This is a genomic window from Nocardia sp. 852002-20019_SCH5090214, assembly GCF_001665865.1.
Lineage (GTDB): Bacteria > Actinomycetota > Actinomycetes > Mycobacteriales > Mycobacteriaceae > Nocardia > Nocardia nova.
Window position 1 is genome coordinate 14,739 of record NZ_LZMK01000102.1, and the last position, 18,200, is coordinate 32,938.

Here is an 18,200-nt window from a genome sequence, read left to right on the forward strand (position 1 = left end):
GTTTCCGGCCGACATGCTCTCGGTTACTTGCGGTTTCCCGCCGGAGCGCCTCTCGGCTCCGGTGGTGGCTCGCCTGATCCTGGGGCGGGACGCACCTGGGTAAACGCATCCGGCGACCGGCGTCGTTATCGTTTCGTGATCACTGTGAGCTATCTCGCATGCTGTCGAGCGGGGGCCTTTACCTGAACCCGAGACGACGCGTCCGGGCTTTACAACGCACCGTTATGCCCTCGTAATCTTTTCGAGACCTCACGGAGTCCGACGCACCACCGGGTGCGGCGTCGTGGGGCAGATGAGGAGTACCGCATCATGGCGATCAAGCGACAGGTTCAGGGGCTGCCTCGTACCGCCCGCCGGGCCGTTGCGGCCGGAGCCGTTGGCGCAGCAACCCTCAGCGCTCTGCTGCTCCCGGCGACCACCGCCGCGGCCGCGCCGGTCACCGTACCGGGCGTCGGCACCTTCGATGTTCCCGATCAGGTCCTGGGCGCCGTTCCGCAGGGCGCCGTCCCGCCGGGCATTCAGATTCCGGGGATCGCTCCCGCGCCGTTCGCGCCGCAGCAGACCGTCGGTCAGCGCGCGGCCGATGCCGCCCTGTCCAAGGTCGGCGCCCCCTACTCGTACGGTGCCGCCGGCCCGAACGCCTTCGACTGCTCGGGCCTGGTGAAGTGGTCCTACGAGCAGGCCGGGCGCGAACTGCCGCGTACGAGCTACGAACAGCTCGAGGAGGGTGCCCCCGTCTCGCTGGACGCGCTGCAGCCCGGTGACGTGGTGTCCTTCTACGGCGGCAGCCACTCCGCGCTCTATGTCGGCGACGGCAACGTGGTGCACGCCTCGACCGCCGGTGAGCCGGTAAAGGTCGCCCCGATCTCCTCGATGCCGGTCGCGGGCGCTCGCCGCTACTGATTCGACCCACCCGGATCGGCGCATTCCGCACAGTTCGGACCGCCGATCCGGGCATTCGGGCTATACGGCGTGATCGTTTCGTGCCCTGCTGGACATGGACGGTCGCCGTTCCGTAACCTTATCGAGACCTTCGTGGTTTCCAGCTCGGGACGAGAGAACGGGGCACGGCAGGCCGTGACAGCGCACAAGGGCAACGCGCAACGCAACAACAGAACCAGACGCCTGGTCGGCGGCTCACTGGCAGTGGGCGCGCTCATGTTCGGAGCGTCTTCCGGTGGTCTGGCGACGGCCGATCCGGCTCCGGCGGAACAACCGGCCACCGCCGGTGACGCGGTGCAGCGGCTCATCGAGTTGTCGCATCAGTCCGAGCAGCTCAACCAGCAGGCGCTGGCCGCGCAGGGCGATCTGGAAGCCAAACAGGGCGTGGCCCGCGACGCCGATGCCAAACTCGCGACCGCGACCCAGGCCCTCGATGCCGCCAAGGCCGAGGTGCGCAAATATCAACCGGCCGTGGACCGGACCGCGATCGCCGCCTATCAGGGCGCCCGGACCAACCGGCTGTTCTCGGTGCTGGTCTCCGATTCCCCGCAGCAGTTGCTCGACCAGATGTCGACGCTGGATGTGCTGTCCACGCAGACCGCCGATCAGCTGACGCAATTCTCCAAGGCCACCGATTCGGCCACCGCCGCTGAAACCGCCGCCAAATCCGCCTCCGACGCCGCGCAGGCCGCCGCGCAGAAGGCCGACCAGGTGCGCGCGGACCTCGAACACAAGCGCGCCGATCTGCAGGGCGCGATGGCTCAGGTCATCCAGGCCTGGGGTGCGCTCTCGGCCGGGGAGAAATCCACCCTCGCCGGATCGCTGTTCCCGCCCGGTTTCGACCGCGACACCCTGCTGCGCGGCCTGGTCCCGGGCAGCGGTACCAGCGCGCTGGCCGCGGGATTGACCCGCGTCGGCGATCCGTACGTCTGGGGTGCGACCGGCCCCGATCAGTTCGACTGCTCCGGCCTGGTGCAGTGGGCTTTCCATCACGTGGGTATCGATCTGCCGCGCACCAGCCAGGCGCAGGCCACCGTCGGCACGCCGGTGTCGCGGGACTCGTTGCAGCCCGGCGACGTGGTGTTCTTCTATTCGGACGCCTCGCACGTCGGCATCTACGCCGGAAATGGCATGATCCTGCACGCCTCCACTTTCGGTGTGCCGGTCGCGGTGGCGCCGATGGGCAACACCCCCTTCCATTCCGCGCGCCGATACTGGATCGGAATGCCGTAAACACTGCGAGAATCTGGCGGCGAGTCATCACACCGACGTGAGGATCGTGTCGTATGAGCGGATTGTTGCGGGTCCGGACATGGCTGGCGCATCGTGGGCGCTTCGAATTCGTCGCCACCCTCGCCGTGGTGGTGGCGCTGACCGCGGCCGGCGGCGCCCTACTGCTGCTGCCGAAGACAGGCCTGCACACCGTGCCCGCCGCCGCGGAAACCGATTCCGCGCCCTCGCACGCCGATCCGCAGCTGCCCGAGTTGCGGCGCATCATGAGTTCGTACGGACCCGTTGTCGCGCAACACGTTTCGGGTGACGACGGCAAGTTGTCGGTTGTGCTGGGGCATCCGTACCAGCGCGGCGACGTCGACCAGCTCGCCCGCGAGGCCGGCCCGGCGGTCACGGCGGTCTCCCAGGTGTGGGGTACCGACTGGGCCCACGAAGCCGTGGTGGCCGTCGCGTCGAGCAGTTCCGAATTCGCGGCGCTGACCCACGCCACCGGTCCGGTGTCCGACCAGGTCGCGGCGGCCTCGGTGTCGGATCCGTTCGTACCCGGCACCCAGCCCACCGGTCAGCGGATCGTTTTCTCGCCCGATGCCGGGCGCCGGCTCGGCCCGGACGGTCTGCGCGAAACCCTGCGCCACGAACTCACCCACGTCGCCGCCCGGGCCGGGACCGTCGACGGTTCCCCGCAGTGGGTGCTGGAAGGGTTCGCCGAGTACTGCGGCCACCGCGGAGATCAGCAGCGTTTCGCGCAGCTCGCGCCGACCGTCACCACCCGCGCCCGCTCCGGTGAGCTGCCCGCGGACCTGCCGTCCGATACCGCGTTCACGCCGAGCCCCGGCGCCGATGCCGCCCTGGCCTACGAACAGGCCTGGTCGGCCAACGCGTTCGTCGCCGACCGATTCGGAGAGCCGAAACTCGTGGCGCTCTACCACCGGCTCGCCACCGGCCCCCAGGACCAGGCCGCGCTGGATCGCGGCCTGCGGGAGACACTCGGCCTGGGCCGAACCGAATTCGTCTCCGCCTGGCGCGACTGGATCAAGGCCCGCGTGGCCGCCTAGGAGCCCGGACGCGGCGGCCACACCCGTTGCGCCGGACGTGGCGGCCACACCCATAGACTCGCCCCCATGGGCCGCACGCTGTTGATCACCAACGACTTTCCGCCCCGGCCGGGCGGCATCCAGTCGTATGTTCATTCGCTCGCGCTGCGGATGCCGCCGGAGGACCTCGTGGTCTACGCGCCCCGCTGGCGCGGCGACTCCCATCTGCGGTTCGATGCCCAGCAGCCGTTCCGGGTGGTGCGCCACCCGACCACCCTGATGCTGCCGACCCCGCTGGTGCTGCGCCGCGCCGCCACGCTGCTGCGTGACGAACGATGCGATACCGTCTGGTTCGGTGCGGCCGCGCCACTGGCCCTGATGTCGCCGGCGCTGCGCCGTTTCGGCGCGGATCGGATCCTCGCCAGCACCCACGGCCACGAGGTGGGCTGGTCCATGCTGCCGGGCGCCCGGCAGGTGCTGCGGGTGATCGGTGACCACACCGATGTCGTCACCTACGTCAGCAAATACACGCGCCGCCGCTTCGCCGCGGCCTTCGGCGCCCAGGCTGCCCTGGAATATCTGCCGCCGGGGGTGGACAGCACCGTCTTCCGTCCCGACCCCGCCGCGCGGGCGGAACTGCGCGCCCGGTACGGCCTGGGCGAGCGGCCCACGGTGCTGTGCCTGTCGCGGCTGGTCCCGCGCAAGGGCCAGGACATGCTGATTCTGGCGATGCGCGAGATCCGCCGCCGCATCGACGGCGCGGTGCTGGTCATCGCGGGCGGTGGCCCGTACGAGGAGAAGTTGCGCGCGCTGGTGCGCGCGCTGGACCTGGAGTCGGACGTGGTGTTCACCGGTCGCGTCCCCGCCGCCGAACTGGCCGCCCACCACACCCTCGCCGACGTCTTCGCGATGCCCTCGCGCACCCGCGGCGCCGGGCTCGACGTGGAAGGCCTCGGCATCGTCTATCTGGAGGCATCGGCCACCGGCGTGCCCGTGGTCGCCGGAAACTCCGGCGGCGCACCGGAAACCGTTCTCGAGGGCCGCACCGGCACGGTGGTCGACGGGCGCGACGAACGAGCCGTGGCCGCCGCCGTCGTCGACATCCTGTCCGATCGCGACGCCGCGGCGCGGATGGGCGCCGCCGGTCGCGAATGGGTCGCCGACCAGTGGCGCTGGGACGTTCTGGGCGGCCGGTTGCGCGGTCTGCTCGATCCCGGCGCGCATTCCGGTGTCCTGGGATCCGACGGCTCCGTCCGGTGAGCCGGCCGGCGCCCCGGCCGCGCGTGACGGCAGGTCGCGCGGGCTCGGCACTGCGTTACCGCCTCCGGGCTCCGACCCAGTAGGCTCGGGCTTCATGAGCGAGCGCAGCAGCGAGCCACAGCCGTGAGCAGCATCCAGGTGGCCGACCAGACCTTCGTCGCCGCGCCCGGCGCCGCGGTCGCCGAGGTCCTGGCCGATCGGTCGCGATGGCACCGCTGGTGGCCCGACCTCACCCTCGAGGTGCGAGAAGACCGGGGTGACAAGGGAATTCGTTGGTCGGTAAGCGGGCCGCTGACCGGCACCATGGAGGTCTGGCTGGAGCCGTCGCTGGACGGGGTGATCCTGCACTACTTCATGCATGCCGAACCGCCGGGCGCGGCCGCACTCTCGCCCCGAACCCTGATGGCCGCCAACCGTTCCCGGCGGGTCGCCGGCAAGAAGATGTCGTTCGAGGTGAAATCGCGGCTGGAGGCCGGCCGTCCGGCCGGTGTGGCGCCGTCACGCTAGGTCGAAAGGAAACGCTGTCAGTCATGGCCGACCGGACCCAGAGGTCGATCACCATCGATGCCCCCTCGGATCGGGTGATGGCCGTCATCGCCGATCTACCGTCGTATCCCGAATGGGTATCGGCGGCACGATCGGTGGACGTACTGGAGACCTTCCCCGACGGACGGGCCCGCACGGCGAAATTCGTGCTGGACGCCGGCGTCGTCAAGGACACCTACGTGCTGTCCTACACCTGGCGGGCCGACGGACGGGCGGTGAGCTGGCAACTGGTCAGCGGCGACCTGCAGAAGGCGCAGGACGGTACCTACGAGCTCATCGAGCAGCCCGACGGCACCACCCAGGTGGTGTACGAGCTGACCGTGGACCTCACCATCCCGATGATCGGGATGTTCAAACGCAAGGCCGAGAAGGTGATCACCGATACGGCCCTCAAAGAACTCAAGAAACGGGTCGAAGGCTGACCCGGCCTCCGCAGCGCGGTCGTGGTGCCGTCACGACCCGTCTCGAACTGTTCATCGGCAAGGGCGGAGTCGGTAAGACCACGCTCGCCTGCGCAGCGGCCATCGCCGCGGTGCAGGCCGGACAGCGCGTGCTGGTCGCCTCGGTCGACCAGGCTCATTCGCTCGGCGACGCACTGGGTTTCCGCTTCGCGCACGATCCCGGCACGGTTGCCGGGGTGGTGACCGTCGCCCCCGGATTCGACGTCATCGAGATCGATTCGCTTGCGCTGCTGGAGGATCGGTTCCGCGACGTCGCGCGGATGCTGTCCGGCGCCGGCCACGATCACGGCATCGACCTCGCCGCACTCGATCCCGCCGAACTCACCGGACTGCCGGGCGTGCAGGAACTACTGGCGTTGACCGAGATCGCCCAGTTCGCGGGTGAGGACGACTGGGATCTGATCATCGTGGACTGCCCGCCCTCGGCGGATATGTTGCGCATCGTCACCGCACCCGACACCCTGCTCGGCTACCTCGAGCGAATCTGGCCCACCCATGCCCGGGTGCTGAGTGCGACCGGTACGGATATGCGGCGCGCGGTGCTGGCGGCGACGGTGGAGCGGATCGCGGCCGCGGTCACGGCGATTCGGGATCTGCTCGCCGATTCGCACCGCACCGGGGCGCGGCTGATCACCGGCGCCGAACGGGTCGCGCTGGCCGAATCCGCGCGGGTGCGTTCGGCGGCCGCGCTTCTGGGTATACGCCTGGACGCGGTGGTGGTGAACAAAGTGCTGCCGCCGGTGCCGCCGGCCGACGGTGGCGCGCACCCCGCGGTGCAGTGGTACCTGCAGCGGCGCGCGGAACAACTCGACGTGATCGCGGACCTGCGCCGCCGGATGCCCGACGTGCCCGTGGTGATCGCCCATCACAGCGGCCCGGAACCGGTCGGACCGCGGGCGTTGTCGGCGCTGGCGCAGGCATTGCCCGTTCGTGGCAACCCGCCGACTGCCGAGCCAGACCCTATGCTGGGCGACACGACGCCGGAGCCGGGCACCGCCGCAGGGGAGCCGGAGGTGCGGTGGGAGTCGGGCACCGGGCTGGATTCGGTATTCACGCTGCGGATGCGCCTGCCGGTGGTCGACCCGGGCACGCTGCGACTCGGACGAGTGGAGGACGATGTGATCGTGGGAGCGGACGGGGTCCGGCGGCGGCTACGACTGGCGCCGGTATTGCGGCGGTGCACGGTCGACAGCGCCGAACTCGACGGTGAGCAGCTCATCGTGCGTTTCCGGCCCGACCCGGGGGTCTGGCCGCAATGACCCACGCCCACGAGGACAGTTTCGGCGAATTCGCCCAGGAACTGCGCGCCCTCGCCGAAACCTTGCTCGAACGAGTCGAACCCGCCCTGCGCCGCGCGGCCGCCGACGGCCGCGAATGGGACAGCTGCAGCTGGTGTCCCGTCTGCGCGACCGCGGCGCTGGTTCGCGGCGAACACCACGAGCTCGTCGCCGCGGTCGCCGACCACGGCACCGCGATCGTGACCGTGCTGCGCGAGGCGCTGGCCGGAGTGCCGGTCGAACCGCTGCTCCCGGACGACCTTCCGGACGCCGACGACGAATCCGGCGAATACGATTCCGTGGCAACGGAAGTCGGCGCCGATCCGAGTTCGGAGCGAACGGAGCACGACGGGTGGATCGCGGGCGGGGCGGCCGGCGATGTGTCGGACCGCGGTGCCGAGGTGCGCGGCAGTGGGACCCAAGCCGAAACACGCGGCAGTGATCCCAGGGCCGAAGCGCGCGGTAGTGGTCCCGGTGCCGAAGCGCGTGGCAGTGCTCCCGGTGCCGACCGCCGCGCGAAGGGTGTCCGACGGGATGCGGACGCGCCCGGACACGACCGCGGCGGCGCTACGGAGAAGGCTCCGGGAGCGAAGCCGGCGGCCGACGATCAGGGGAGCAAGGCGCGCCGCGGTGGCCGGCGCGCGGCCGAACGTGCTGGGCGGGGGCGGGATTCGGTCGAGCGACCCGGATACGTTCCCATCCCGGTGCGGATCAAGAAATGACCAGCAGGGTCGGAAGAGAGGCTCCGCTCACCGTCGGTATCGATGTCGGCGGGACGAATATCCGGGCGTCGGTCGTCGACGGGGACGGGGAGGTTCTCGACACCGTCCAGGCGCCGACGCCGCATTCCGCGCACGCACTCGAGGACGGCCTCGACCGCGCGGTCCGGGAACTGTGTGCGCGCCACGACATCGGTGCGGTCGGGCTGGCGGTCGCCGGATTCGTCGACGAATCCCGCTCCTCGGTGCGTTTCGCGCCGCATCTGCCGTGGGAGGACACCGCGGTCGCCGACCGGCTCGGACGCCGGCTCGGGTTGCCGGTGATCCTCGAACACGATGCCAACGCGGCGATGTGGGCCGAATACCGGTTCGGCGCGGCCGCGGGCGCGCACAACGGCGTACTGGTCGCCATCGGCACCGGCATCGGCGCGGCGCTGCTGGTGGAGGGGCGGCTGTATCGCGGAAGTTACGGTGTCGCACCGGAATTGGGCCATCTGCAGGTGGTGCCGCACGGCCGGATCTGCCCGTGCGGCAAACGCGGCTGCTGGGAGCGCTACTGCAGCGGTACCGCTCTGGTCGACACCGCGATCGAAATGCTGGCCACCGATCCGATGCCCTCCACGATCCTGGCACGCGAGGTGGTCGGCGATCCGGGATCGCTGACCGGGCGCCGGGTCGCGGGCGCGGCCCACGACGGTGATCCGGTGGCGCTGCACGTGATGGCCGATTTCGCCCGCTGGCTCGGGCTGGGACTGGCCTTCGTCAGCGACATCTTCGATCCCGACCTGATCGTCATCGCGGGTGGCGTCAGCTCCTCGGCGCCGCTGTTCCTCGACGACGCGCGCGAGCATTACGCCGCCGCCATCACCGGCGGCCGTCATCGCCCGCTGGCTCGCATCCGCACCACGCAACTGGGTGAGGCGGCGGGGATGGTCGGCGCGGCCGAACTCGCGCGCACGGCGCTCGAGACCGGGGCGGCCGAAGGGCGTTCGCGGACAACCGGCAGCGGTGTCGATTCGGCGGCCGTGAGCCGACCTCGCTCCGCCGCAGGCCGGGAATAGTCTTCCTCCTCCCCGCCGATGCCGCGCGACGGGAAGCGGATCGGCTTCTCGCGCCGGGGCGTCGAACGGGCGGCCGGGGCGCACGAGGTAGGGAGCAAACGATCCGGGGCGTCGTACATCTCGCCGATTCGCTCGACGCCCGGTCGGTTTTCGCGCATGTAAGCACCTCATGTGTACCCGATTTCACCGATGTGATTGCGGGCATGTGAAATACCTCGTGTGGGGTTGGTCGCAGCAGGTCGGCGACGGTAGAGTCGGTGCCGACGGAGGTGCCTGCGACGAGGCCGGTCCCGTTCGACAATCACAGGGGAAAGGACGCAATGTTCTACTGGCTGCTCAAATTCGTGCTGGTCGGGCCCTTCATGCACATCTACAACCGGCCGAAGGTCGAGGGCGTGGAGAATATTCCCGCCGACGGAGCAGTCATCCTCGCCGGCAATCATCTGTCGTTCACCGACTGGTTGTTCACCCCGTTGCTGAGCCCGCGTCGCATCACCTATCTGGCCAAGGCCGAATACTTCACCACGCCCGGACTCAAGGGCCGGCTGCAGAAGTTCTTCTTCTCCGGCACCGGCCAGTATCCGATCGACCGCAGCGGCGCCAGCGCCGCCGAGGATGCGCTCAACACCGCTCGCAAACTGCTGAGCGAGGGCCGCATGGTGGGCCTGTACCCGGAAGGCACCCGCTCGCCCGACGGCCGCCTGTACAAGGGCAAGACCGGTGTGGCACGCCTCGCCCTGGAGACCGGTGTGCCGGTGATCCCGGTGGCGCTGATCGGGACCGACGAGGTGTGCCCTCCCGGCCCGTTCCGGTGGCGCCGCCGCCGCGTCACCGTGAAATTCGGTGCGCCGATCGACTTCTCCCGCTACGAGGGAATGGGCGGTAACCGCTTCGTCGAGCGGGCCGTCACCGACGAGATCATGTACGAGCTGATGCGGATGTCGGGTCAGGAGTACGTCGACGTCTACGCCGCCAGCCTGAAGAAGGGCGTGCCCTCCGGCAGCCGCCCCGAGGCAGAACGGATCCCGGAGACCCTCGCGAGCTGACTTTCGCCGTTACGTTCTCGGCCCCCGGACAACCGTCCGGGGGCCGAGTCGTATCGGCAGCGCGGCGCCCGCCGCCTACCGCCGATCGATACCGGTGATCGCGCCGCTGCGCCGGAACGCCTCGATGGCCTCGTACTTGGCGAGATTGTGCCGGGCGTCGGCCAGCGCGTCGTGCGCGTCGGCCGGCACCGGCGGCAACTCCGGCCGGCCGTGGTGATCCCAGTGCTGGCGCAGCTCGTTGGTGTAGCGCGGCAGGGCCGTCGGCAGATCCACCATCGACCCCCACAACTGGCAGAACGCCACATGGTCGTAGGCCCCCACCCACGCCCACAATTCCGGACGCACGGTCGGTCGCGGTACCAGGAATTGATAGAGGTCGTCGCGAATGCGCTGCCGGCTGCGCCACAGCGGCGAGGAGGGGGAGGGAAGTTTCGGCAATACATTGCGCCGTACCCACTGCCCGGCTCGCTCGGGGTCGAATTCCGTTGACACCGCGTAATATTCCCGACCGTCCTCGCAGACCACGCCGATCGAAATCAGATCGATCGTCACTCCGTCCTCGATGAATTCGCAGTCATAAAAATATTTCACGCGGTCGTGCCCTTTCCGATTCGGCGTACACCGGCGCTCGCGGTGATATCTCGGCCGAACCGCCCGACCCGGCCCGGCTCGAGGTTACGGCCCCGCCCGCGCGGACGTAATCATCGCCCCCTACCCTCCGGGTTACCCCGGGATTGCGGAAGGTCCGTATTCTGATCTGGTGAACTGGACCGTCGACGTACCGATCGATCGCTTGCCGGAACTGCCACCGTTGCCTGCCGAGCTCCGTCGGCGACTCGACGCCGCACTCGCCCGCCCCGCCCTGCAGCAGCCGTCGTGGGATCCCGAGCAGGCCGCCACCATGCGCACCGTCCTCGAGAGTGTGCCGCCGCTGTGCGTGCCCGCCGAGGTCGAGGAGTTGCGCCTGCGCCTGGCCGAGGTGGCCCGCGGCGAAGCCTTCCTGATGCAGGGTGGCGACTGCGCGGAAACCTTCGCCGACAACACCGAGCCGCATATCCGCGGAAACATCCGCACCCTGCTGCAGATGGCGGTGGTGCTGACCTACGGCGCGAGCCTGCCGGTGGTGAAGGTGGCCCGGATCGCGGGCCAGTACGCCAAACCCCGCTCGGCCGACGTCGACGCACTCGGCCTCAAGTCCTATCGCGGCGACATGGTCAACGCGCTGGTCGCCGACGCGGCCCAGCGCGAGCACGACCCCTCGCGGCTGGTGCGCGCCTACGCCAACGCCAGCGCGGCGATGAACCTGGTGCGCGCGCTCACCGGCGCCGGGATGGCCGATCTGCACAAGGTGCACGACTGGAACCGCGATTTCGTCGCGCAGTCGCCGGCGGGTGCCCGCTACGAGCAGATGGCCTCCGAGATCGACCGCGGCCTGGCGTTCATGAACGCCTGCCGGGTGCAGGATCCCAGCCTGCAGTCGGCCAAGATCTACTGCAGCCACGAGGCGCTGGTCCTCGACTACGAGCGAGCGATGCTGCGGCTGTCCCACAACGCCGCCGGCGATCCGGTGCTCTACGACCTGTCCGCGCATTTCCTGTGGATCGGTGAGCGCACCCGGCAGCTCGACGGCGCCCATATCGCCTTCGCCGAACTGCTGGCCAACCCGATCGGCATCAAGATCGGCCCGACCACCACGCCGGATCAGGCGGTGGAATACGTCGAGCGGCTCGATCCCACGAACGAGCCGGGCCGGCTCACCCTGGTCGCGCGGATGAGCAACACCAAGGTCCGCGACGTGCTGCCGCCCATCATCGAGAAGGTGCAGGCCACCGGCCATCAGGTGATCTGGCAGTGCGATCCCATGCACGGCAACACCCACGAATCCTCCACCGGCTACAAGACCCGCCACTTCGATCGCATCGTCGACGAAGTGCAGGGCTTCTTCGAGGTGCACCACGCGCTGGGCACCCATCCGGGCGGCCTGCACATCGAGCTCACCGGCGAGAACGTCACCGAATGCCTCGGCGGCGCCCAGGACATCTCGGATCTGGATCTGGAGGACCGCTACGAGACGGCCTGCGACCCGCGTCTCAATACCCAGCAGTCCTTGGAATTGGCATTCCTGGTCGCCGAGATGCTGCGGTGACGGATCGGCCGTAGTGGACGTCGTATTTCGCAATGACGAGGGCCCCTCGCGCGGTGACGGCCGCCCGCGCGGGGAAGGTCCGGCCAGCGCGCAGAGCGCGCTCCGGATCGGCAACGCCGATCGCACCATCCTGCGGTTGCTGCGCGATCGCGACCGCGACGGGATTCCGTCGGAGGTCGTGCTGCGCGACGGCAGCCGCCTGCTGATCTTCAACATCTGCTGGGGCTACGAGATCTCCTGGGAGTTCGACGTGTCCCACGGCTACGCGCCTGCCGCTGCCGCCGCGCAGATCACCACCAACATCAGCCCGAGTATCGGCGGGGTGCCGGTGGAGGTTTTCACCACCGCGGCGGTGGTGGCGATCAACGATCCGGAGACCGGTGATCCGTTGCTGGCGGTCGGCTGACACCGCCTGCCGGGAAATCACGCGGTCGTGACATGATCCGCAAAAGTTAGCTGTCCAGTTGCTGAACGCTCGAACCTGCACTAGGTTTCCAGGCGTGACACTGCAGCGGCAATGGGCTGTGCGGGAAATGTGCTGAGAGGATCGCTATGCAGAGCGCATCGGTAGCCAGGGGATTGCAAACTGCGAGCAGGCCGATCGCCGCCCTCGCCGAACATGTGCTCGAGATCGACGGTGTCCCGGTGACGATCGTGATCGAACGCCCGGAGGTCGACCGCGCCGGAATCGCGTGGCGCTGCCGGGTTCGGGTGGTGCGCGGCAACGGCCGGCTCGAACATTCCCAGGTGGTGGGCGCCAGTGCCAGCGCGGTGCTGCAGCAGGCGCTCGACCTGGCCAGTCGGCGGCTGGGCATCAGCGAGGCCGAACTGCTCGGCGGCGCGGATGTGGGTGGCGTGCTCGGCTGATCTCGGATCAGAACGGCAGGACGGTGAGGGTGACCGTGGATCCGGGCGCCACATTCGAACCGCCGAACGGTGACTGCACGCGGACCGTCCCGCGGTCGCCGCTGAACACCTGGTTCAGCACGACCTTGAGGCCCATCCCCTCGAGTTCGGAGCGGGCCACGGCGGCGTTCTTGCCGGTGACATCGGGAACCTGGATGGCGTCGGAGACGATCAGCGTCACCGTGGCGCCGGAGAGCACCTGGGTGCCGGCGGCCGGATCGGTGCCCGCGACCTGACCCGACTTGATCCTCGCGTCGAAGTCGGTGCGGGTGTCACCGACGGAGAGTCCGGCGTTCTGCAGCGCCGCCTTCGCCTCCTCGACGGTCTTGCCGCGCACATCGGGCAGCTTCACCGGCTGCGAACCCTTACTGCGGTAGACCTTCACCTGCGCGCCGGTCGGCAGAACCGTGCCGGGGGCCGGATCCAGTTGCGCCACCGACCCTTTCGGGGCGGTGCTGGGTTTCTCGCCGCCGTCGACGGGGGTGAGCCCGGCATCGCGGATGAGCTGGTTCACCGTCTTCGTGTCCTGGCCGGGCTGAAACTGCGGCACGTGCGGCTGTCCGCTGGACACCAGGACGGCGACCGTCGACCCCTTCAGCACCTTCGCCCCGGCGGAGGGATCGGTGCCGACCACCCCGCCGACCGGAATGATGTCGGAGGCCTTGTCGCGCACGGTCGTCCCGAATCCGGCGTCCTTCAACTTCGCGGTCGCCTGTTCGGTGGTCATCCCGGCGATCGCCGGCACCGACGAATAACGGCCGACGCCCAGCCACCAGCCGCCGATGCCCAGCAGCAGCGCGAGCACCACCACCACGGCCGCCCAGATGAGCACCCGGCGCCGGGATCTGCCGCGATCGGGTACGAATTCCGGCCGATGTGGCGGGGCCGGTGGCTGGTGCGGACGCTCCGGTTCGGGCTCGGGCATCGGATGGGCCGCGGTCATTACCCGGGTGCGCCCCGGCTCGGACGCGAGCCGGGTCGTCGCCTCGGTGACCGGCTGCGGGGAGTGGGCCGGTCCGGGGGCCGCGGCCGGGGTCTGCACGACGCGGTATCGCGCGGACAGGTGTTCGGCCGATTCCCGGGGGGCCGGTACCCGGTAGTCGGGCAGGTGCAGCACGGTGGCGATGCGATTCAGTTCGGCGGCCATCTCGGTGGCATCGGCGAAGCGATGCGCGGGTTCGCGGGCGGTGGCGTGCGCGACCAGATCGTCGAATTCCGGCGGCACGCCCTCGATGAACCGGCTCGGGCTCGGCACGTCCTTCTCGACCCGCTGATACGCGATCGACAGCGAGGTGTCGCCGGTGAACGGCGCACGGCCGGTGAGCATTTCGAAGATCAGGATGCCGAAGGAGTACACGTCGCTGCGGGCGTCGGCGTTCCCGGCGGTGACCTGTTCCGGCGACAGGTACGCCGCGGTGCCGAGGATGACGCTGGCCGAGGTCATATTCGAGCCGGCCACCGCCCGCACCAGGCCGAAGTCGGCGATCTTCACCTCACCGGCATCGGAGATGAGCACGTTCTCCGGTTTGACGTCGCGGTGCACGAGTCCCGCGGCATGCGCGACCCCGATCGCGCGCAGCACCGGCTCGGCGACCGCGCGCACCGCGTGCGGCGGCATCGGGCCGCGTTCGCGCAGCAGTTCGCGCAGGGTGCCGCCCTCGACGAGCTCCATGATGAGGAACGGATACTCCCCGTCGATGCCCTGGTCGTAGACCGCCACGAGCGAGGGGTGCTTGAGCTTGGCCACCGAGCGGGCTTCGAATTCGAAGCGGGTCAGGAACTGCGGGTCGCCGGCGAACTTCGGGTCCATCACCTTGATCGCCACGGGCCGGTCCAGCCGGGTGTCGACTCCCCGGAACACCATCGACATCCCACCGCGCGCGATCGGCGCGTCGATGCGGTAGCGCCCGTCCAGCATCTGGCCGATCAACTGCTGTCCTCCGAATTTCACCTAGCGGTTGCCGCCCCCGTGACGGCACCCCCGATCGTATAGGCGTGCGCCGTCACGGTCGCTGATGACGTGCTAACGCCCACGTCGAAACCGGGCGTACGCCGTATCCGGATGCCGACGGACTACCGTTGTGCGGGTGAGTGCATTTCCTTGCAGCGATGATGTCGTTCCCGAATCGGTAACCCTGCTCCCGTTGCCGGATGTGGCCGAACAACTCGGTATCGCGGTGACCAGAGTGCATCAGATGCTGCGCGATCATCAATTGATCGCGATCCGCCGCGGCGGTATCGCCGGTATCCCGAAAGATTTCTTCGATTCCTCGGGCGCGGTCGTCAAGCCCCTGACCGGCCTCATCACGGTGATGCGGGATGCGAAATATACGAACGAGGAAATCCTCGAGTGGATCTACGCCGAGGACGACACCCTGCCCGGCCGCCCGATCGACGCCATCCACGGGCCGCTCGCCCGCGAGGTCGTCCGCCGGGCCGCGGCCGAACCGTTCTGAGGCGAGCGTTCGGTCCCGGATCGGGAGCGCGCCCGCTCAACGCTGCGAGTGCCGCGCGAGACAGTCGGCGGTGGCGCCGCGCTGGGGCGGTCGGCGTCGGGCAGTTCGACCGCGGTGACGCCGGTGGCGGCCCTGGTCGCGGCCTGCAGGCCGTCGTCGGTGTGCCGCGCGGTGGTCGCTTCGGACGGGTCGAGGGCGATGGCGGGGCAGAGGTCCGTCGGTGACGGTGAGTTCGGTGTCAGGCGCGGGGCGCGTTCGGCCGTGCCGTACCGAACGCGCGGGGGACCGCGGTGTGAGAAACGTGGGGGAGCGGGGCGCGCAGCGGCGAGGACGGATTCGCCGGGCGGCGCAATCCGGAACCCAATTCGGTGACCGCGACCCGGAGCCGCCGTGCGGTGGGAACCGTTGCGCGGCGGTCGAATACGGCGTAATCGTGGCGCTCGATCTCGTCGAGGATTCCCCCGTACAGCACGGCCGCGGTGCGAATGGCGGGGCGTACCCGCGGCCGGAGCAGATCGATGCCCGGCGCGGCGGTGCGATAGACCGCGCGGTTCGTCGCGATCAGATGTGCCAAGGCGCGGCGGACCCGCGGATCGGTCCGGCCGGTACGCCGGCAATGAGCGAGCAGATCGGCGTCGATGCCGAAGGCCGCAAGTTCGTCGCCCGGCAGGTAGATGCGCCCGCGATCGAGATCTTCGGCGACATCCCGCAGAAAGTTGGTGAGCTGGAACGCCTCACCCAGCGCGGCGGCCGCCGGTTCGGCCTCGGCCACCGGCACCACCGTACCGAGGATCGGGAGTAGTTGCAGTCCGATCGCCGCGGCCGAACCGCGCATGTACTCTCGCAATTCGCCCATATCCGCATACCGGTTCCGGAACAGCGGGCTACCCGGCACATCCATCCGCATGGCATCGAGGAACACCCGGAAGTGGTCGGGCGCAATGCTATACCGGGCGACGGTGTCGACGAGGGCGGCGAGTACCGGGGCGTCGATCGCTACGCTTTCCGCGAGCGGGGTCTCGGCCTCCGTTGTGCCGGCAGCGGTCCACCACATCTCGGCGAGGAGCCCCGCATCCTTCAGTGCGGTACGGAGTTGCGTGTCGATTCGGTCCAGCCGCAATGCCGCCGCGAGGTCGGCGTTTCCGGAATCGGGCGCGGCCTGACTGCTCGTGCGAACGGAGGCGCGATCCCGTGCCGCGGCGGAGCGCTGGGCGCCGAGGGCACCGAAACCGACCGCGTCGCAAGTGCTTTCGGCGCGATCGACAACATCGTCGACGGTACGGGCGAACGCGTAGAGCGCGTGCACCGCCGACCGCTGCGGCGGTGACAGTAACCGGGTGGCCAGGAAATAGGTGCGGCCGTGTTCCGCCGCGATGGCTCTGCAATGCCGGTATGCGGCCGCCAGTTCGGCGTCGGTGCCGCGGCCGGTCATTGCTTGGGTCTGCCCGAATCGGCGCGCAGCCGCAGCGGATCCACCTTGCGCAGCGACAGCGCCGCCACCACGGCGACGAAGGTGGCCGCCGCGACGTGCCAGACGTTGTAGAGGCCGATCGAGCCGCCCGGCTGGAACACCAGCATCAGCCAGGTGCACAACCCCACCAGGATCATCAGGGTGGTGGTCGACATGGCGAATCCGGCGGCCAGCGCCAGCGGCCACGAGTAGTACCAGGGCAGCGCCGCCGGCGACAGGATCACGATCGCGACGAAGGCGATGAGAATGCCCATCACCGCATCGCGTTCCGAGCTCTTGTAGCGCCACCAGGTCCACGCCAGGATGGCGACCAGTGCGAGCGCGCAGAGTCCGCGCGTCCACACCAGCACCTCGCCGAGATTCAGCGGCGTCACCCAGGTGACCATGTGCGCCATGATCGTCGGCAGCGAGAGCCAGTTGATGATCTTCTTCGACCCCGACAGCGCGGTCAGCCAGCCGATACCGACACCCGCGGCCGCGGAGGCGGCCACGAAGACCACCGCGAACACCGACACGCCGAGGCCCGCGATCTTGACGAAGGTCCGAATCGGGTGCGGCAGCGGCCCCTTGTTCTCCGCGGCTCGCCGCTCGCGTTCGTGAATCATCCAGATCCACACCAGGAACGGCAGCGCCACCCCGGCAGTCGCCTTGATCGCGACACCGATCGCGACCACCACGATGCCGGCCGCGTGGTGGCGCTCCAGCACCAGGGCGATGCCGGCCGCCATCAGGCCGACCATGAGCATCTCGTTGTGCACGCCGCCGATCAGATGGATCAGCACCAGCGGGTTGAGCACCGCCAGCCACAGCGCCACCGTCGGCTTACCGCCGAGGTGTTTGGTCATATGGGGGACGGCCCACATCATCAGGGCCAGTCCCGGCAGCATGACCAGGCGCATCGCGATGGTGCCGGCCACCACGTTGTCACCGGTGATACTGGTGATGGCCTGCCCCATGAGCAGGAAGATCGGGCCGTAGGGTGCGGTGGTGGTGGTCCAGACCGGGCTCACATTGTCCAGCAGCACACCGGGATTCACCACCGGCCCGACCTTGTACGGGTCGAAACCGTCGCGCAACAGCGCGCCCTGCGCCAGATACGAGTACACGTCCTGGCTGAACATGGGCACCGCGAACAGCAGCGGCAGAATCCAGATGCCGACGATCACCCGCAGTTCGTTCAGCGTCACGGTGCTGCCGGGGCCGCGGCGGGCGCCGGTGCCGATGGTGATGCGTCCCAACCGGACCCACGCGACGATCATCGACAGCACACCCAGCCACACCACGATGGTGGCCAGCGCGTAGCCGTGCCCGAATCGCAGCCAGGACAGGTGGGCCGCTTCCAGCAGGGGATCGCTGCGGCGCACCGCGCCGGCGCCCAAGCCGCCGAAGGTGATCAGAACCGCGCCCCAGAAGCCGAGCAGGGCGGCGTGGCCCTCGGGGCTGCGGAAGAAGTCGCCCGCCCAGCGCACCCACCAGCGCACGGTGTGCACGGCCGGCTCGGGGACCGGCACGGTGGTCACCGGCACCGTGGTAACGGTGCTGGTCATCGGCGCTGTCGCGGGGGCAGTGTCCATATCGGGGGTCGGCATGGTTCGTCTTCCCCCCGGGAATGTCGGTGCGGTGCGGAACCGCGGGAGTGGTC

At 69.4% G+C, this 18,200-nt stretch carries 18 protein-coding genes; 14 read left to right on the plus strand and 4 right to left on the minus strand.

Annotated features, from left to right (window positions below; all coding sequences use genetic code 11):
- The first annotated feature begins 309 nt into the window (after nucleotides 1-309).
- The 10 genes from A5780_RS08175 to A5780_RS08220 all read left to right on the plus strand — a co-directional run bounded on the left by A5780_RS08175 (nucleotide 310) and on the right by A5780_RS08220 (nucleotide 9,579).
- On the plus strand, nucleotides 310-903 hold the full coding sequence (locus tag A5780_RS08175) for a C40 family peptidase (protein WP_063017254.1): 594 nt from the start codon (nucleotides 310-312) through the stop codon (nucleotides 901-903).
- A gap of 255 nt (nucleotides 904-1,158) precedes the next feature.
- Nucleotides 1,159-2,175 carry an NlpC/P60 family protein gene (locus A5780_RS08180; RefSeq protein WP_064908177.1) on the plus strand — a complete coding sequence of 339 codons (1,017 nt, stop codon included), beginning with the start codon at nucleotides 1,159-1,161 and terminating at the stop codon, nucleotides 2,173-2,175.
- Between the two features lie 53 nt (nucleotides 2,176-2,228).
- On the plus strand, nucleotides 2,229-3,230 hold the full coding sequence (locus tag A5780_RS08185; protein ID WP_064908150.1) for a hypothetical protein: 1,002 nt from the start codon (nucleotides 2,229-2,231) through the stop codon (nucleotides 3,228-3,230).
- Between the two features lie 66 nt (nucleotides 3,231-3,296).
- On the plus strand, nucleotides 3,297-4,469 hold the full coding sequence (locus A5780_RS08190) for a glycosyltransferase family 4 protein (protein WP_064908151.1): 1,173 nt from the start codon (nucleotides 3,297-3,299) through the stop codon (nucleotides 4,467-4,469).
- Nucleotides 4,470-4,592: 123 nt separating this feature from the next.
- Nucleotides 4,593-4,976 (plus strand): hypothetical protein, encoded by a 384-nt coding sequence (locus tag A5780_RS08195; RefSeq protein ID WP_030514747.1) that lies wholly within the window; start codon nucleotides 4,593-4,595, stop codon nucleotides 4,974-4,976.
- Between the two features lie 23 nt (nucleotides 4,977-4,999).
- Nucleotides 5,000-5,437, plus strand: coding sequence for an SRPBCC family protein (locus A5780_RS08200; RefSeq protein WP_063017261.1), 438 nt, complete (start codon nucleotides 5,000-5,002; stop codon nucleotides 5,435-5,437).
- Between the two features lie 53 nt (nucleotides 5,438-5,490).
- Nucleotides 5,491-6,735: an ArsA family ATPase gene (locus tag A5780_RS08205; protein WP_321190234.1), complete on the plus strand. Its 1,245-nt coding sequence runs from the start codon at nucleotides 5,491-5,493 to the stop codon at nucleotides 6,733-6,735.
- Nucleotides 6,732-7,475 (plus strand): hypothetical protein, encoded by a 744-nt coding sequence (locus A5780_RS41765; protein WP_231982891.1) that lies wholly within the window; start codon nucleotides 6,732-6,734, stop codon nucleotides 7,473-7,475. The genes A5780_RS08205 and A5780_RS41765 overlap by 4 nt, the downstream gene beginning before the upstream one ends.
- Nucleotides 7,472-8,533, plus strand: a complete 1,062-nt coding sequence (locus A5780_RS08215) for an ROK family protein (RefSeq protein ID WP_064908152.1) — start codon at nucleotides 7,472-7,474, stop codon at nucleotides 8,531-8,533. The genes A5780_RS41765 and A5780_RS08215 overlap by 4 nt, the downstream gene beginning before the upstream one ends.
- A 320-nt stretch (nucleotides 8,534-8,853) precedes the next feature.
- A complete protein-coding gene (locus A5780_RS08220) occupies nucleotides 8,854-9,579 on the plus strand; it encodes a 1-acyl-sn-glycerol-3-phosphate acyltransferase (protein WP_030514742.1) in 726 nt (241 codons plus the stop codon).
- Between the two features lie 75 nt (nucleotides 9,580-9,654).
- On the opposite strand, the gene A5780_RS08225 is transcribed toward A5780_RS08220, so the two are convergent.
- Nucleotides 9,655-10,170: a polyadenylate-specific 3'-exoribonuclease AS gene (locus A5780_RS08225; RefSeq protein WP_030514741.1), complete on the minus strand. Its 516-nt coding sequence runs from the start codon at nucleotides 10,168-10,170 to the stop codon at nucleotides 9,655-9,657.
- A 169-nt stretch (nucleotides 10,171-10,339) separates the two neighbouring features.
- Between A5780_RS08225 and A5780_RS08230 the strand changes: the two genes are divergently transcribed.
- The 3 genes from A5780_RS08230 to A5780_RS08240 all read left to right on the plus strand — a co-directional run bounded on the left by A5780_RS08230 (nucleotide 10,340) and on the right by A5780_RS08240 (nucleotide 12,592).
- Nucleotides 10,340-11,725 (plus strand): class II 3-deoxy-7-phosphoheptulonate synthase, encoded by a 1,386-nt coding sequence (locus tag A5780_RS08230; RefSeq protein WP_030514740.1) that lies wholly within the window; start codon nucleotides 10,340-10,342, stop codon nucleotides 11,723-11,725.
- Nucleotides 11,726-11,738: 13 nt separating this feature from the next.
- The gene (locus tag A5780_RS08235; protein ID WP_030514739.1) at nucleotides 11,739-12,131 is read left to right on the plus strand and encodes a hypothetical protein; all 393 of its coding nucleotides are present in this window, start codon (nucleotides 11,739-11,741) and stop codon (nucleotides 12,129-12,131) included.
- A 146-nt stretch (nucleotides 12,132-12,277) separates the two neighbouring features.
- The gene (locus A5780_RS08240; RefSeq protein WP_146097653.1) at nucleotides 12,278-12,592 is read left to right on the plus strand and encodes a hypothetical protein; all 315 of its coding nucleotides are present in this window, start codon (nucleotides 12,278-12,280) and stop codon (nucleotides 12,590-12,592) included.
- A 7-nt stretch (nucleotides 12,593-12,599) separates the two neighbouring features.
- Here the strand turns inward: A5780_RS08240 and pknB are convergent, their stop codons facing one another.
- Complete coding sequence (pknB, locus tag A5780_RS08245) at nucleotides 12,600-14,582, minus strand: Stk1 family PASTA domain-containing Ser/Thr kinase (RefSeq protein WP_156769420.1); 1,983 nt, start codon at nucleotides 14,580-14,582, stop codon at nucleotides 12,600-12,602.
- Nucleotides 14,583-14,718: 136 nt separating this feature from the next.
- Between pknB and A5780_RS08250 the strand changes: the two genes are divergently transcribed.
- The gene (locus A5780_RS08250) at nucleotides 14,719-15,087 is read left to right on the plus strand and encodes an Rv2175c family DNA-binding protein (RefSeq protein ID WP_063017302.1); all 369 of its coding nucleotides are present in this window, start codon (nucleotides 14,719-14,721) and stop codon (nucleotides 15,085-15,087) included.
- Nucleotides 15,088-15,325: 238 nt separating this feature from the next.
- Here A5780_RS08250 and A5780_RS38970 read toward each other — a convergent pair whose 3' ends face one another.
- Entirely contained in the window at nucleotides 15,326-16,519 is a 1,194-nt protein-coding gene (locus A5780_RS38970) for a phytoene/squalene synthase family protein (RefSeq protein ID WP_082976341.1), read from the minus strand.
- A complete protein-coding gene (locus tag A5780_RS08260) occupies nucleotides 16,516-18,105 on the minus strand; it encodes an alpha-(1->6)-mannopyranosyltransferase A (protein WP_082940588.1) in 1,590 nt (529 codons plus the stop codon). The genes A5780_RS38970 and A5780_RS08260 overlap by 4 nt, the downstream gene beginning before the upstream one ends.
- Nucleotides 18,106-18,200: the final 95 nt, after the last annotated feature.